At 64.9% G+C, this 15182-nt stretch carries 11 protein-coding genes; 4 read left to right on the top strand and 7 right to left on the bottom strand.

The annotated features are described in order from the left end of the window. Positions 1-25: 25 nt before the first annotated feature. From ACWA1U_RS02470 to ACWA1U_RS02455, 4 genes are all read right to left on the bottom strand, one after another. Positions 26-298, bottom strand: coding sequence for a GlsB/YeaQ/YmgE family stress response membrane protein (locus tag ACWA1U_RS02470; RefSeq protein WP_463723763.1), 273 nt, complete (start codon positions 296-298; stop codon positions 26-28). An 84-nt stretch (positions 299-382) separates the two neighbouring features. After that, positions 383-2239: a pectinesterase family protein gene (locus ACWA1U_RS02465; RefSeq protein ID WP_463723762.1), complete on the bottom strand. Its 1857-nt coding sequence runs from the start codon at positions 2237-2239 to the stop codon at positions 383-385. Beyond that, positions 2236-3600: a pectate lyase family protein gene (locus ACWA1U_RS02460; protein ID WP_463723761.1), complete on the bottom strand. Its 1365-nt coding sequence runs from the start codon at positions 3598-3600 to the stop codon at positions 2236-2238. Before ACWA1U_RS02460 ends, ACWA1U_RS02465 begins: the two co-directional genes overlap by 4 nt. A 139-nt stretch (positions 3601-3739) precedes the next feature. Beyond that, a complete protein-coding gene (locus ACWA1U_RS02455; RefSeq protein ID WP_463723760.1) occupies positions 3740-4753 on the bottom strand; it encodes a LacI family DNA-binding transcriptional regulator in 1014 nt (337 codons plus the stop codon). A gap of 152 nt (positions 4754-4905) precedes the next feature. Here ACWA1U_RS02455 and ACWA1U_RS02450 point away from each other — a divergent pair, with 152 nt between their 5' ends. The 4 genes from ACWA1U_RS02450 to ACWA1U_RS02435 are packed head-to-tail and all read left to right on the top strand — an operon-like array spanning position 4906 to position 9264. Beyond that, positions 4906-6324, top strand: coding sequence for a Gfo/Idh/MocA family protein (locus ACWA1U_RS02450; RefSeq protein ID WP_463723759.1), 1419 nt, complete (start codon positions 4906-4908; stop codon positions 6322-6324). After that, a complete protein-coding gene (locus ACWA1U_RS02445; RefSeq protein ID WP_463723758.1) occupies positions 6317-7267 on the top strand; it encodes an NAD-dependent epimerase/dehydratase family protein in 951 nt (316 codons plus the stop codon). Before ACWA1U_RS02450 ends, ACWA1U_RS02445 begins: the two co-directional genes overlap by 8 nt. Before the next feature lie 3 nt (positions 7268-7270). Continuing rightward, positions 7271-8194 (top strand): 5-dehydro-4-deoxyglucarate dehydratase, encoded by a 924-nt coding sequence (locus ACWA1U_RS02440; protein ID WP_463723757.1) that lies wholly within the window; start codon positions 7271-7273, stop codon positions 8192-8194. Continuing rightward, positions 8191-9264: a mandelate racemase/muconate lactonizing enzyme family protein gene (locus ACWA1U_RS02435; RefSeq protein ID WP_463723756.1), complete on the top strand. Its 1074-nt coding sequence runs from the start codon at positions 8191-8193 to the stop codon at positions 9262-9264. Before ACWA1U_RS02440 ends, ACWA1U_RS02435 begins: the two co-directional genes overlap by 4 nt. A 30-nt stretch (positions 9265-9294) precedes the next feature. Here the strand turns inward: ACWA1U_RS02435 and ACWA1U_RS02430 are convergent, their stop codons facing one another. From ACWA1U_RS02430 to ACWA1U_RS02420, 3 genes are all read right to left on the bottom strand, one after another. Then, on the bottom strand, positions 9295-11928 hold the full coding sequence (locus ACWA1U_RS02430) for an excinuclease ABC subunit UvrA (protein WP_463723755.1): 2634 nt from the start codon (positions 11926-11928) through the stop codon (positions 9295-9297). Positions 11929-12047: 119 nt separating this feature from the next. Next, positions 12048-13154 (bottom strand): M24 family metallopeptidase, encoded by a 1107-nt coding sequence (locus ACWA1U_RS02425; protein ID WP_463723754.1) that lies wholly within the window; start codon positions 13152-13154, stop codon positions 12048-12050. Continuing rightward, complete coding sequence (locus tag ACWA1U_RS02420) at positions 13151-15160, bottom strand: DUF6807 family protein (RefSeq protein WP_463723753.1); 2010 nt, start codon at positions 15158-15160, stop codon at positions 13151-13153. The genes ACWA1U_RS02425 and ACWA1U_RS02420 overlap by 4 nt, the downstream gene beginning before the upstream one ends. Between the last annotated feature and the right edge of the window lie 22 nt (positions 15161-15182).

The raw sequence follows: 15182 nt of genomic DNA, 5'->3' as shown, positions 1-15182 counted from the left end.
CGGCTGTGTGCCGCAGGAGCGCTGTTTAGCGGCGAACGCTACGGTTCTTCCGGCCGGTCAGCGACTCAGCAACACCGATCAGCAGCACCGCGGCGATCACCGCGACGATGAACCCGATGATGTTGAGCTCGAAGATGTCTCCGGTTCCGATGGCGCTGGCGACGATCCCGCCGATCAGCGAGCCTGCGACGCCGAGCAGCAGGGTAGCGATCCAACCCAGGTTCTGCTTGCCCGGCTTGATGAGCCGCGCGAGTGCGCCGATGATGAGTCCTGCGATAAGAAAACCAATAATGGCCATGTTTGCCTCCAATTGTGAGTGATCCCCGGAAACAATAAGGCAGCTTTGTAATCGGCGCAACTATCGACCGCCACACCAGGGGTCTCAGACAGTTGTATCTGACCTGCCGCCTGCCAACTGCGGTTGCCACCAGTCTGCCCCGCGGAGATAGTGACTTGCGCTGAAACTCGCCGCTTGGGCACTGGTCATTTGTGGACGGTCAGCGGAGCGCGCCGACCCCGGCCCGCTGTTGTGGAACTCATGGAAGCGGGCGTCCTTCCAGGAGAACCCGCTCATGTCGGTCCAGGGCGACGATTTGATGTGCTGGCCAAGATAACTGTTCCGGACCAGCACCTGGGCTGTGGCCGTGGGATCACCACCGGGATGCCACGGCCGCCCGAGGTGCACGGTGCCCCGTGCGGCGCTTGATTCAAAGCGACAGTCTTCAAACAAGTACCCGTACTGGAACCGCTGGTTGATGCTCCCCGCTGTGACGTAGCCATTATTCGAGGACGAGCCCCGATCCAGAGACCTGATCGAACAACGCTGGAATACTGCGGTTGCCCGCCCGAAGATGAAGTCAACGTCGCCTTCCAGGTACGTATCGACGAAGAAGTGGCGTGCCACGGTTTGAGCGTTCGGAGTGTTGACGAGCAGCGAGTCCTGATTCCCAAGTATGCGTACATTCTCGAAAATGCAGCGGTCACCGGTCACGTGCACGGCGACGGCCTGTCGGTTGCTGATCTGACCATTTGCCACTTCATCGAAGTCATTGCTGAAGGTGAGGTTCCTGGCTTGGAAATCGGCGGCGTCGAGTCTTGTTGAAGCACTCCCGCTGGTTCCATAAGTGCCGGATCCGTCCGGTTTCTGTGTGCCTGACGCATTGTTGTAGACCAGAACGACATCACGTGAGGAGGCTCCCATGCCCACGAAGCTGATGCGCGCCTTGGTTCGCGCTACGAGGATCAGCTCCCGGTAGTGCCCAGGTGCAATCCGGATCTCGTGACGCACCTCGGCGTTATCGGGCACAGCATCGACCGCAGCTTGCACTGATTTGAACTGACGGTCCGGGCCCACTTCGAGTACAACCGGCTTGTCGACTGGGCGCTCCAATGGCCAGTACATTGCAGTCAGCAGGCTCTCACCCGACAAGTCGGCAGATTTGGGATCCAAAGCGGTGACGCCGAGGTCCTGGAGACCGTGAACCACGAGGTGTGCGACAGCAAGCGCCCCCTCCGCCCTGAAATGGGTGTTGTCCTGTACGCCCTCTGGATACTGAGTGAATTCCCCAGGGGTGGTGTAGAGGAACATGCCTTCGGTTGCCTTGGGCCCTAATTCCTGCCACAGATTGAGCGACGTGCGCGTCAGATCAATCAAGGGTGTGGTGGTAGCGGCTGCCAGTTCCCTCATCGCCGCGGGGTATTCCCCGTGAGATTCCCTAGCGTTTCCCGCGCTGTCGAAGCGTCGGCGCTCCACGGGGGTAACCAGGATCGGGTGCGCTCCTGCGGCTTGCGCGCCACGAATGAAACCCGTGAGATATTCCTTGTAGGTGGTCTGTGGATGAGTACCCCGTGCGGGATCAGATGTCTTTTGATCGTTGTGACCGAACGAAATCAGCAGGTAATCTCCCGCACGCAACATCGCGTGCGTCTCGGCGGCCAGTCCCGAGTCCGTGAAACTCTTCGATGAAGCGCCTGACAGTGCACGGTTCACCACCCGGTTTCCGGATGAGAGTGCGAGGGGGAGGGCCTGCGCCCAGCCTGCCCTCGGCAGTTCACGATGAGCATAGGTCGAAGCAGTTGAATCTCCCACCACGTAGATTGCTGGTTTCCCTGTTGAACGAAGGCCCTCAGCCCCAAGGTTTGAAGCGGACGCTGGATTGGTACCCAGCGCTAGCCAACCGGCTGCGCCCGTGATTCCAGTCAGAACGGTTCGTCGTTTAATGGATTGCTCGACCTTCATTTCGCACCTCCCGCGGTGAAGACCGGCCCAACATTGCCCTTGAGGATCGCTGGCACCGCCTGGGCTGGATGGATCTGTGTACGCAGCACCGGCCGCCAGGTGGTGTCCTCGGCGAGCTGCTTGTCCGCAGGCGCACTGGCGTTGTATGCCGCGCGCAGATCGAGCACGTGGCCGTTCACGGTGTTGTCGATCGTCGCGATCATGGTGCCCTTCCAGTGGGCAATGATGTCCGCCGGGTCAACGTCCGGTGTCAGGCTGAACGCGTTTGCTTCGGCCCAGATGTGGGACTGCACGCCGACGCCGAGGCTGTACTGGTAGGGAATCCTCGACTGTTCATTGGCCACGTAGTGGTTGTTGTACACGTCAACCTGCCCGTAGCGCAGGCGGGGTGCCCGCTGCCCGACGTTGACGAACTCGTTGTGATGCAGGGTTACCCGAAGTTTTCCTGGGTCCCCGCGCCCGGGTGAGTCCGTGGAACCGATAAGCATGAGCTTGTCACGGTCTGCGAAACGGTTGTAGGAGACGGTGACAAGGTCGGAGCCGTTGGTGATGTCGATCGCGCCGTCGTGCTGCTGGTAGGACCGACCGAAGTACGTCGGTGCCTCGTCATCGAAGAACGGATCATCCGTGTAGTGGTTGTGGTCCATCCAGATGTTCGCGGCGCGGTTGACGATCTGGACCATGTCATACTCGCTGTTCCAGTTTCCGGAACTGCCGTCGGTGGGATCCCACTGCGGGAAGCAGTCGATGACGCCCTTGTGGTGCAGGTTCCGCACAATGACATTGCTGGAACCGTTGATGCGCAGTGAGAGTCCGTTGAGGGTCGAATCGGGTGAGGCGCCCACGATGGTGGTGTTGCTCGGCACATCAACGAGCATGGTTGCCCGCTGCTTCTGGGCCGCCCGATTGCGGGCATCCTCCAGTTCGCCCTCGGGCTCCCGGTCCCAGCCCCACGTGGCGGGATCGTACGCTTCGAGGTAGGCGTCGAGCGAGTAACCGGTACCCGATGCGTACTGCTCACAGGAAATCGGATTACCGGCGTCGTCAGCGTTGCCGAGCAGTTCGCCGTGGACACGGATGATCTTCGACTCATTCCCGGCGCTCGCAAAGGCCGCTTTGAGTTCCGCACGGGTGGAGACGTCGAAGGTGCGTTTGGCAGGTGCTCCTGCGCCGCCGCTGGTGCCGGCGCCGGACGAACCCCAACCATCGTTAGCAGGGAGGGTCTGGTGCTCAAGGGGTACGGAAGCAGTTTGTGCCGGGTGTGCCGCATGTGACGGGGGTTGGGCAGTGGCGGGTGCACCGGCCGTTGAGACGAGTGTTGCTGCGCATATCAGCGTGAGGGCAGGACGAAACAGGCTCATTGAGATTCTCCTCATTGAGATTGAGCTATTGGTTCGAAAGCTTTCTTGTCGGCACCCCGACGGGGGCCGACCCCGGTCAAGCAACCCTAGAAAACGTTTTCTCAGATGTCAACCGAATTTGTTTTCTACGGGGTCAGCGTTACCCGCGCGCGGGACCCGTGCTCCCGCGCTGGATCACCACCGGTTGGAAGGTGGTGTGCTCTGGTTGGGCGTCCTCGTCATTCAGGAGCCGCCGCATCTCATGCCAGGCCTGTTCGCCGACGTCGTTGATTGGCACGGCCGCCGTGGTGAGTGGCGGAGTGGTGTAGCTGGCGAAGGGAATGTCATCGAATCCGGTGATGGAAATCTCGCCGGGAACGTCGATGCCGCGTTCGTGCAGCCCGCTCAACAACCCCATCCCCACGAGGTCGTTGAATGCAAGTACGCCGGTTGCGGCGGTTGCGAGAACACCGTCCACTGAGGTGTGCCCAGCCTCGAAGCTTGACCCTGCAGGGATTACGGCCAATTCCACGCCCGGATAATCCAGCCGGAACTTCTCGAGCCCCTCCAGCCGCGCACGGTTTCCGGCACTGCGTTCGGGTCCGGTGAGGTACGCGAGTTTGGCATGCCCGAGCTCCACCAGGTGTACGGCGAGATCCTGCACGCCCTGCCCGTAATCGACCACGAGGCTGGGAGTGTCGGTGTCCGCCGTCGAGCGGTTGATCAAGACCAGCGGGCGCAACGAGGGCATGAGCGCCTCGAGCTCTGCCTCGTTCATGCGCGGAGCACAGAGCACGACGCCGTCACACCGGCGCCGCGCTTCGCCCGCCAGGATCGACTCCTCGCTGGAAACTTCGGACGAGTCTGCGATCAGGACCCGGTAGCCGTCCTGGGCAGCGGCACGGCTGACTCCGCGCAGCATCCCCTGGAACGTGGGGTTGGCGAGGTCCGGTACGACGACGCCGATTGTGTCTGTTTTGCCCAGTGCGAGGCTGCGGCCCACAGCGTTCGGCTGGTAGTTCAACTCCGCAGCTGCAGCCCGCACCCGGGCGGCAATATCAGGGTCCACCGTGAAGTTGCCGTTCATGACACGCGAAACCGAGGCGAGCGAAACTCCCGCACGCTGGGCTACGTCTGTGATGCCTACCCTGCGGTTGGCTGCTTTCCTGGCCATGGGATCCTTACGGCTCTCGAATCGGTGCTCCGGCGGGAAACGGTTGACGGGCGCACCTGTGTGTTGATAGAAAGCATATAACCTTTCCAGAAAACGTTTTCTCGCAATCGCGGTGTCGCATCATCGCCGATGCCGGTGACTGAAGGAGTTCCATGAGCACCGCCCCGCATACCCAGACCGCAGACCAACAGATTCCTGGCCGCGAGCGCACCCGCATAGCGCTGGTCGGCACGGGATCCCGCGCCGAGATGTACGTGCGCGCTGCCCTCGGCGACCACGCGTCCTCTGCTGAACTGGTGGCCATCAGCGACACTAATCCGGGGCGGGTTGAGTTCTACCTCGGGGTAGCTGCTGAACTCTCTCCGGGGACGGAGATCCAGCAGTTCCATCCAGAGGAGCTCACCGCGTTCATCCGCGAGAACAGCATTGGCCGCGTCATAGTCACAACCCCCGATTACACCCACGCCGACTACATCGTCGAAGCGCTGGAAGCTGGAGCCGACGTCGTCGTCGAGAAGCCGCTCACCATCAATGCCGAGGGCTGCCGCCGGATCTGCGACGCGATCGAGCGCACCGGACGCGACGTCGTCGTAACCTTCAATTACCGCTACTCTCCCCGGAACAGCGCGCTCAAGGAGATCATCCAGAGCGGTGCAATCGGGGAAGTCACCTCCATCGACTTCAGCTGGATGCTGGACACGGTCCACGGGGCCGACTACTTCCGGCGCTGGCACCGCGAGAAGGACAACTCCGGCGGGCTTCTTATCCACAAGGCGTCGCATCACTTCGACTTGGTGAACTGGTGGATCGACGACGTCCCCGAGCGCGTCTTTGCGAGCGGCGCGCTGCGCTTCTACGGGGACCGGAACGCAGCCGGACGCGGGCTCACCAACCGGCCCGGGCGCGGTACCAACGACGAATCCGCCGGAGACCCGTTCGCCCTGGACCTCCGGGAGGACGAACGCCTGAACGCCCTCTACTACGCCAACGAACACCACGACGGGTATCAGCGCGACCAGGACGTCTTTGCCGCCGGCATTACCATCGAGGACAACCTCGCCCTCGTCGTTGACTACCGGTCCGGGCCCACGCTGAGCTACTCGCTCAACGCCCACAGCCCGTGGGAGGGCTACCGGGTCGCGGTCAATGGGACCTTGGGCCGCGCGGAGCTTGAGGTCGTGGAGCGGGCTGCGGTGTCCGACAGCACCGACCAGAAGAACGTGGTGGATCCCAGCGCAACTCCCATAAACGAGGACGACGCCGTCCGTGTCAACGGTGAACGCCTCACCCTCCAGCGGCACTGGGAACGCGCCGTCGACGTGCCGATCATCAACGGGGACGGCGGCCACGGTGGCGGAGACGCCCTGCTGCTCACCGATCTGTTTGAAGGTCCCGGAGTGGATCCGCTGGGACGGCCATCGGGCTACCTTGACGGGCTGCGCGCGGTCGCCGTGGGGATCGCGGGCAACGCTTCTCTTGAGTCGGAGCTGCCCGTGCGCATCAGCGAACTGGACCTCGGCGCTGACCTCGCCGCCGACCGCAACCAGGACGGGCAGGCGCGCCGTGGCTGAGCGCGCGCAGACCACGGTGCTCGTCACGGGCGGTTCCGGCAGGCTGGGCCGCAGCGTGGTGACCGGCCTGGCGGAAGCAGGGTACGACGTCGTTTCAGTGGACCGCGTGCCGGTCCCCGACGGCGTGTTCCCGGCCAGTATCAGGCAGGCGCCCGCGGATCTGTTAGCTGCCGGTGAGGCACGACGCGTCATCGAGCAGCACCTGCCCGACGCCGTCATCCACCTCGCCGCGATTGCCGTTCCGTTCAGCGCACCCGAGGACGTGATCCTGCAGACCAACAGCCAGTTGGCGTTCCAGGTGATGGGGGCAGCTACGGACGCCGGGGTTGGCCGAATCATCACGGCGTCGAGCCCAACGGTGCTCGGCTACGGATCGCCGGCCGGGTGGGTGCCCGAAGCGTTCCCGCTGGACGAAGACACCACGCCGAAGCCCTGGAACGCGTACGCCCTGTCCAAGCTGCTCGCCGAGCAGACCATGCGCATGTTCGCCGCGGCACAGGGTGAGACCATCCGCTACGCCGCGTTCCGGCCCTGCTATGTCATCTCTCCTGAGGAGTGGGCTGGCGCGCCGACCCAGCAGGGGCACACCGTCGTCGAACGCCTTGATGACCCGGCGCTCGCCGCGCCGGCCATCTTCAACTACGTGGACGCCCGCGATGTCGCGGACTTCCTCGACGTGCTGCTGCAATCGATGGACCGGATCCCCAACGCGGAGACCTTCTTCGTGGGAGCTGCAGATGCACTCGCCCGCGAGCCGCTTTCGGTCCTCATCCCACGCTATCTCCCGGAAGCCGGTGCGCTTGCCGGAAAGCTGGCCGGATCAAGCCCGGCTTTCTCGATCGGGAAGGCGCGCAGGCTGCTCGGCTGGGAACCGAAGCGAAGCTGGCGCACCGAACTACACGAAGCGCAGGAGCTAGCCGCCGCAACCCAGGAAGCCAGGTAAGTCATGCAGTTCAATGGAGTGCTGTTTTTCCCCGTCACGCCCTTCTCGCGGTCAGGAGAGGTGGACACCGCGCTACTGCGCGAGCACGTCGTGTCCCGCCTGGACTTCCACCCGGGAGGAGTGTTCCCCGCCTGCGGCACCGGTGAGTTTCATGCCCTCGGCATCGAGGAGGTTGCCGCCGTCGTCAGTACGACTGTGAGCGCCGTCAACGGTCAGGTCCCGGTGATCGCCGGTGCAGGCGGGCCGCTCGGCCATGCGCGGGCAGCGGCGAAGGCCGCTGAGCAGGCAGGGGCGGATGCGTTGCTCGTGCTGCCGCCCTACCTCGTCAAGGGGCCGACGGACGGCCTGGTCGCCTACGTCGAAGACATAGCGGCCGCCTCGAAGCTGCCGGTCATCATCTACCACCGCGCCAACGGTTCCTTCACAGCCGACGCCGTCGCCCGCCTGGCCGCGAACCCCAAGGTCATCGGCTTCAAGGACGGCGTTGGCGACGTCGGCCTCGCGCAGGAGATCGTTTCTGCGGTTGCCGCAACGGGCCGAACCGACTTCCAGTTCTTCAACGGACTGCTCACGGCTGAACTCAGCCAGGGGGCGTACCGCGGGCTGGGAATCCCCCTGTACTCCTCCGCGGCCTTCGCCATGGCACCGGAAATCGCGACCGCCTACTACCGGGCATACATCGACAACGACGAATCCACCCGGCACCGCCTGCTCGAAGGTTTCTACGGGCCGCTGGTGCGCCTGCGTGACCAGACTCCCGGCTTCGGGGTGTCGCTCATCAAGGCCGGGCTTCGCCTGGACGGGCTCGACGTCGGCTCCGTCCGCCCGCCACTGGTCGATCCGAGCGAGAGCCAGCTGGTGGAGCTCAAGAGCATCCTTGCGGCTGGCCACGAACTGGTCAGCGGTATCAGCCCCGCCCGCACATGACCCCGAAGATTGTCGGGCTCTCCGCCCGGCTGATCACCGTGCCGTTGCAGCGGCCGTGGGGCGCGGACGTGCTGGAGAACCACTTCATCGCGACCACAATAACTACCGATGACGGCGGCACCGGGCACGGGTTCGCGTGGACTCCGACCATCGGGCCGCAGGCAGTGCTGGCCCTCCTTGAGAACGACATCGCACCATTTGTCGCAGGACTCCCCGCGAATGCCGAGGAAGTCTGGGACGCACTGTGGGTCCGGCTCCACGAAGCAGGCGGAGGCGGGCTGACCACTATCGCGATGGCCGGCGTCGACCTCGCGCTCTGGGACCTGGCTGGTCGGCAAGCGGGATGTTCCGTGCCGGACCTGTTGGGCCGGCGTCGTGAGACCGTGCCCGTCTACGGGTCCGGAGTGAACCTGCACTACCGCCTGGATGAGCTGGTCGAACAGGCGCAGCGCTGGATTGCGGAGGGCCGGCAGGCCGTGAAGGTCAAGGTGGGCAAGCCGGACCTGCGCGAGGATGCGGAGCGGATCGCCGCTGTCCGGCAGGTTATTGGCCCCGACCGTGCGCTGATGATCGATGCCAACCAGCGGTGGGACCTGCCAACTACCTTGCGCGCCCTGGAACGGCTGGGTGAGTACGGGCTGCACTGGCTCGAAGAGCCAATCCGTGCCGATGACCTGTCTGCCTACCGGCGGCTGCGGCGCTCCACATCAGTGCCGATCGCGCTTGGCGAGAACGTCCACACCATCTACAGGTTCCGGGACTTCATCGAGGCAGATGCAGTGGACATCATCCAGCCCAACATCGTCCGCGTCGGTGGGATTACCCCGTTTCGGCGGATCGTCGAATTAGCGCGCGCCAACAGCATCGCTGTGGCCCCGCACCTGCTACCGGAACTGTCCGGGCAGCTGGCCTCCACCCTGGCTGAGACGGCGTGGGTGGAAGCGGTCGACGGCGCGAGCCTGGCTGAGATGGGTATCCTCGCCGGCCCGTCGCCGGTGAGCATTACGGAAGCGGGACTCACGGTGACCGGGCAGCCGGGACTCGGGTTGAAGCTCAGCCCGCCCCGTTGAACGCCCGGTCCGCCGACGCGAGGAGCAGCCTCAGGAGACATGTGCGGCGTGTGGCCGGGCTGCCTCTCCGACCTGGCACGCCACAGCGAGGTAGGAAGCAGTCCGGCTCTCCGCGGAGCGCGCGACCACGTCAGGGGTACCGACGGCCATGATCTTCCCGCCGCCGTCTCCACCGGCGGGCCCCAGATCGATCACCCAGTCAGCTGAAGCTACGACATCCATCTTGTGTTCAACGACGATCACTGTATTGCCGGCGTCGACCAGCCCGTGCAGCTGCGTCATCAGCAGCTTGACGTCGGCCGGGTGCAGTCCCGTCGTCGGCTCATCCAGCAGGTACAGAGTGTGACCTCGCTGGGCGCGCTGCATCTCGGTGGCCAACTTGATGCGTTGAGCCTCGCCTCCGGACAGTTCCGTCGCGGGTTGACCGAGCCGGAGATAGCCCAGGCCCACTTCCTGCAAGGTCTTAAGGCTGCGCGCTGCTGCGGGTACGTCGGCGAGGAACTCTGCGGCAGCGCTCACCGTCATTCCCAAAACTTCAGCGACGTTCCGGCCGCGGTATTCAACCTCAAGAGTTTCGGGGTTGAACCGCGAGCCATGACACTCAGGGCAGGGCCCATAGCTCCCGGGCAGGAACAGCAGCTCCACCGCGACGAACCCCTCCCCTTGGCAGATTTCGCATCGACCTCCTGCCACATTGAAGGAGAACCGTCCTGGGCCGAAACTCCGGGACCGGGCCTCGTCTGTGGCGGCAAACTCTTTCCGCACGGCGTCGAAGAGCCCGGTATAGGTCGCGAGGTTGGAGCGGGGAGTCCGGCCGATCGGCTTCTGGTCCACCTTCACCAGCCGGTCAAGGTGGTTCACCCCTGGAACAGACCCCCTCCTCAACAACCTGCCGAGCGGAGCGGCCGTGCCATCGTGGATTTCCGGCTCAGTGTCTTCCTGCATCGCGCCCTGAGGGTGTAACCGTTCACTGACAACCTCGGCGAGAACCTGGCTGACCAGAGTCGATTTGCCGGAGCCGGATACTCCGGTCACTGCCGTCAGTACTCCCAGTGGGAAGTCCACATCGAGGTTCCGCAGGTTGTGCCGGCTGATGTCTCTTAGTTCGAGCCAGCCGGTGGCTTCCCGGCTCGCACCGCCCCGAGCATCTCCATCATCGACGGTTGGACTGCCGCCGTCTGGCCCGCCGGAACTCTGCGGAAACAGGAAAGGCCTCGTTACCGAAGAGGGAACCTCGCGGAGGCCCTCTACGGGTCCGCTGTAGAGCACCTCTCCGCCGCCTTCGCCGGCGTGCGGTCCCACGTCCACTATCCAGTCCGCGCGGTGCACCACATCCATGTTGTGCTCCACGACGAACACTGAGTTGCCGGACACCCTGAGTTGGTCCAGCACCGCGAGGAGTGGTTCGGCGTCGGCAGGGTGGAGCCCTGCCGAGGGCTCGTCCAGCACGTAAATGACACCAAACAAGCCGGACCGAAGTTGGGTGGCAATCCGGAGGCGCTGCATTTCCCCTGGGGATAACGTGGGGGTGGCGCGGCCGAGTGCCAGGTAACCCAGTCCCAGGTCCAGGAGTACTGTGATCCGAACCAGCAGATCCCTGGTCAGGGCAACGGCCACCTCATCGTTTTCTCCTGAGGTCTGTCTGCGCGAGGCTGTCCCGGCTGACGTGAGTTCCGCGGTAGGCCGGATGATGTCGGCCAGTTCGGCTAACGGGACGGCGTTGAGCTCGGCAATGGTCTTCCCGGCGAATTTCACGGCGATGGCCTCGGGCCTGAGCCCGCTGCCGCCGCAGCGCGAGCATGCTCCGGTGTGCATGAACTGCAGCACGCGGTTGCGCATGGTGGCGCTTTTTGAGTCGGCCAGGGTGTGCAGAACGTAGCTCCGGGCGCTCCAGAACCGGCCCTTGTACGGCTTCGCAACGCGATCGCGTTCGGGAGTCACTTCCACCACGGGCTGCTCCTCGGTGAAAAGAATCCAGTCCCGGTCCTTTTTCGGCAGCTTCTGCCAGGGAGTTGCGACGTCATAACCGAGGTGGGCGAGGATGTCACGCAGGTTCTTGCCCTGCCAAGCTCCCGGCCATGCGGCGATTGCTCCATCGCGGATGCTGAGCGAAGGATCAGGTACCAGGGAGGTCTCGCTGACGGTGTGCGCTATGCCCAGGCCGTGGCATTCCGGACAGGCGCCTGCCGCGGTGTTTGGGGAGAAGGCATCCGAGTCAAGTTGCCCGGCACCCTCCGGATAAGTGCCCGCCCGGGAAAAGAGCATACGCATGGAGTTGGACAGTGTTGTGACCGTGCCGACAGTGGAGCGGCTGCTCTGTGCGCCGCGACGCTGTTGAAGCGCCACCGCCGGAGGCAGACCCGTAATCTCTTCCACTTTAGGGTTGTGCCCCTGCTGAATGAGCCGGCGGGCGTACGGCGCCACCGATTCGAAGTAGCGCCTCTGGGCTTCGGCATAGATGGTGCCGAAGGCCAGGGAAGACTTGCCCGAACCGGATACTCCGGTGAACGCCACGATGGCATCGCGGGGGACATTCACATCAACGTTGCGCAGGTTGTTTTCCCGGGCGCCGCGCACCCGGACAAAGCCATCGGTGAGATGAGTGGAAGCCAGCGTCGGCAGGATGGGCCCCGGGACGTCGGAAGCATGCTGTTCAGGTTGCATCGCTCCGACCCTACATCGTCACGACCAGGCGTGAGTCGCTGGAGCTGGCACTGCTCGTCAGGGCTTCCGGTTGTCCCTGCTGAGCATGTCAAAGAACCGGCTCGGTCAACTGCCCGACTCTAGACCTCGAGTGTCATCGGCCGCATCAGGCCGTTCACCTCGATCATGGGCCAACGCTCATCGACGCTGAGAACCCGAATTCCGTCGGAGGTCAGCAGGACGGTGTCCTCGATCTTCACGCCCGGACCGGACGGGTTCCACGTAAACGCCTGGTTCAAAACCACCTCGTCGTCCGTCAACGCCGTCACCCGTGGGTCGCGACCTGCGTATCCCGCCGGGCCGCCCTGATGATGCAGCCGCCACTGGTCCCGCCCGAACCCGTGGGCGTCGTAGGAGCTGCGTATGACGTCGAAGATTTGGTCCAGCCGTGCCCCGGGGACAGTCGCAGCGAAGATGTCCGCCTCGACTGCGGCGATCCGCGCCTCGGCGTCCCGCTCCTCCGCTGTTGAACCGCCGAAGCTGACCCAGCGGGTGACGTTGGCGACCATTCCCTTACGCCGCGCGCACACCACCGCCATTGCCCGCTGGCCGAGTGGCGCCGCCGTCGGTAGCGGGTGGCGGAAGGCGGAGCGCTTGCGCCCGTTGCAGAGCAGCACCAGCGGTTCCGCACCCATCGCGATGACCCGCGCGGCGAGCTCCGCGGTGACATCACGTTCGGAGGTGTTCGGGCGCGACGCCGAGAGAACGTCGGTCATCGCCTGCGCCACCTCGCGGTTGAGCTCGGCATACTGCTGCGTCTCGATCGGGAGGAGGGATTGCCGCGCCTCCCGGAGTTCGCGCTGCACGCTCGCCTCCTTAAGCGGCTGCGAGGGGGAGAGCCGCCGCGCCACCTCGTCCATCGGGCCGTGCCAAGGAACCGGATGGACGACGACGTCGGCCGGCAATTCCTCGCGCATCAATCGGTCCGACTCGTTATTGAACGTGACCAGATGGTCCTGCTCCCGGTCCACCAGGAGCGTGGCAATCGGATCGCCGGCAAGGCTGATGTGCAGCCGGCTGCCGCCCAGGTACCAGGTCATCGCCGTGTTGCTGGTGAGCAGGAGGGAATCGTGACCGGTCCGGTCGAGGATGTCCACCAGGCGCCCGCGTTTCACGGCCCGTTCGTGATTGAGGTTCGCGATTGGCTCCGGACGTGCTTCAAGCCCGGGGACTGAGGTGGTGGTCATTGGTGTCCTTCTTCGGCCGCGAACGTGCGGATCGCCTCGGGGGTCAAGGCGCCGTCGGCGATGAGCACGGTGACGGAGCGGGTCAATGGAGCCTCACGGGTAGCTGTGGCGGGTCTATCCCAGGCGAGGGCCAGTCCCACTCCGGGGTACCCCTCGGACCTCACAAACCACGGGTCGGGGGAGTCATTACCCGGCAGGAAGAGGAGCGACGCCCGCTTGCCACCGAAAGTGCCCTGCCAGCACAGCCAGTCGGAGACAGTGCCGTGGACACCGGCCTCCCCGGAAGCGTCCGCCGTCGTGATCGAGGTGTCGCCGGAGGCTGGGAGGCGCCAGAAGAAACCGCCATAGCCGCCGCCCTCGCGCCCGTTGGATCCCGGGCTGCCGAGGAGCACCTCATTGGAGGCGGCGGGTGTAAGTGAGAAGTCGATCGTGAGCGCCCACGCGTTGTCGTTGACGGACCGCCAACTGACACGGCGGGCCTCATCCAGCAGTGCGTCGTCGTCGGGTCCGGTCCATCGCAGGGTTTCCTCGAAGGAGGAACCGTGCTGCGCGATGCCGGTGCGCAGGACCCGGCCGTGATCGGGGCGCCAGACGTACGCCTGCTCATGGCGCCGGTACGTGCGGCCGCCCCAGAAATTCACGCCGCCGACGTCCTGGATAGCCACACCCGCACCGAGGTGCCACACGTGGTCGGCGGGGAAATGGTCGGTGACCGCCACGCCGTCGAGCGTTGTGAGGGCGTGCAGGTAGGGCCGCGGCGAGAGGAACGGCGAGACGGTGGCACCGTCGCGGTAGTGGCCAAGGGTTTTGTCCCCGAGAACAAGCGGAAGGGACGACGACGGCGCCGGGCGCGCCCAGCCCGGCTCCAGTTCACTGAACAATGCCTGCGCCAGGCACGCCCGCTGCAGCAGGTCCTCGATACCGTGGACCGCGGGATGTGCGTCCTCGCCGTCGCCGATCCAGGTGACGTATCCCGGATCGATCAGCTTCGGGTCCGGGGCCAGGCGCACGGCGTCGAGCACCCGCATGAACGCTCCCGACGACCTCAGCGGACTGATCAGGGCAGTGCCGTCCGTACGGTGCTGGAGCAGGTTTTCAGGCAGATTCAGGCGGTTGAATGATTCGGTGACCGTGCCCTCGGCGGTGGTAACGGCGAGTTCGTCCTCGGTGTAGTAAAAGGTTGCCGTCCCGAGCGTGCCGTGGAGCGTAACGCTGGGCCGCGTCTGCTCCGCGGCACACAGGGTCAGCGCCAGGGTGATGACCGTCCCGGAGACAGTGCGTACCCGGATGGCTGAGGTGTCATCGCACTCGATATCGTGTGCCCGGTAGAGGTCGGTTTCAACCGTGGCAACATCCGTTGCTTCCCGCGCTCCCGCCATGCGCAGCGCCGTAGCGACCGCGTGGGCCAACGGATTGGTGGCCACGCCGTCCACCACATCCACTCCGTCCAGGGTGCGCTTGCCCGCCCAGCGTGAGCGTGCAAAGTAGCCACGGGTCCGCACCCAGGCACCCACTGCGCTGACGCCCCGGACCGAACCCAGCGCCCCCGATGCTGCGAGCTGGTCAATCCTGTCCAGGGCCGCCGAACCCAGGCTTTGGAACCCGGTCTGCACGGAGACGCCCGCTTCCTCCGCCGCGGCGAGGAGGGACGCATACTGTTCCATCGATGCCACCGGAGGCTTCTCGACGTAAACGTCCGCACCGGCCGCGATCGCCGCATGGGCGAGCGGCGCGTGCGCCTGGATGGGGGCGGCAATAACGACGACGTCGGGCGCCACCCCCGCGGCAAGCAGGTCTTCCAGGTTCGCGAACACGCCGACGTCGGTGCCCAGCGTTCCGTCCCTTGGCGGGTGCGGATCCGCCACGGCGACCAGCCGGGCGGCGCCGTCGTTCTCCAACCGGCGCAGGTTGTCCAGATGCCGTGCGCCGTACCCGTGCACACCGACGAGGGCTACCCGCGCCACCCGGGAAGGGCTTTGCAACGCTTGGGGTACAGAATCGAGCATGGGTCAGGTTTCCGTTCCTTGC

It is taken from the genome of Arthrobacter sp. TRD_SC_6, from assembly GCF_055361185.1.
This window is presented reverse-complemented; position numbering and strand designations above follow the sequence as displayed.

Bases quoted from the DNA above. Each gene is read 5' to 3' on its own strand.
- ACWA1U_RS02420 (WP_463723753.1), bottom strand. From the start codon at position 15,160: ATGCTCGATTCTGTACCCCAAGCGTTGCAAAGCCCTTCCCGGGTGGCG.
- ACWA1U_RS02450 (WP_463723759.1), top strand. From the start codon at position 4,906: ATGAGCACCGCCCCGCATACCCAGACCGCAGACCAACAGATTCCTGGC.
- ACWA1U_RS02425 (WP_463723754.1), bottom strand. From the start codon at position 13,154: ATGACCACCACCTCAGTCCCCGGGCTTGAAGCACGTCCGGAGCCAATC.
- ACWA1U_RS02435 (WP_463723756.1), top strand. From the start codon at position 8,191: ATGACCCCGAAGATTGTCGGGCTCTCCGCCCGGCTGATCACCGTGCCG.
- ACWA1U_RS02455 (WP_463723760.1), bottom strand. From the start codon at position 4,753: ATGGCCAGGAAAGCAGCCAACCGCAGGGTAGGCATCACAGACGTAGCC.
- ACWA1U_RS02465 (WP_463723762.1), bottom strand. From the start codon at position 2,239: ATGAAGGTCGAGCAATCCATTAAACGACGAACCGTTCTGACTGGAATC.
- ACWA1U_RS02470 (WP_463723763.1), bottom strand. From the start codon at position 298: ATGGCCATTATTGGTTTTCTTATCGCAGGACTCATCATCGGCGCACTC.
- ACWA1U_RS02440 (WP_463723757.1), top strand. From the start codon at position 7,271: ATGCAGTTCAATGGAGTGCTGTTTTTCCCCGTCACGCCCTTCTCGCGG.
- ACWA1U_RS02430 (WP_463723755.1), bottom strand. From the start codon at position 11,928: ATGCAACCTGAACAGCATGCTTCCGACGTCCCGGGGCCCATCCTGCCG.
- ACWA1U_RS02460 (WP_463723761.1), bottom strand. From the start codon at position 3,600: ATGAGCCTGTTTCGTCCTGCCCTCACGCTGATATGCGCAGCAACACTC.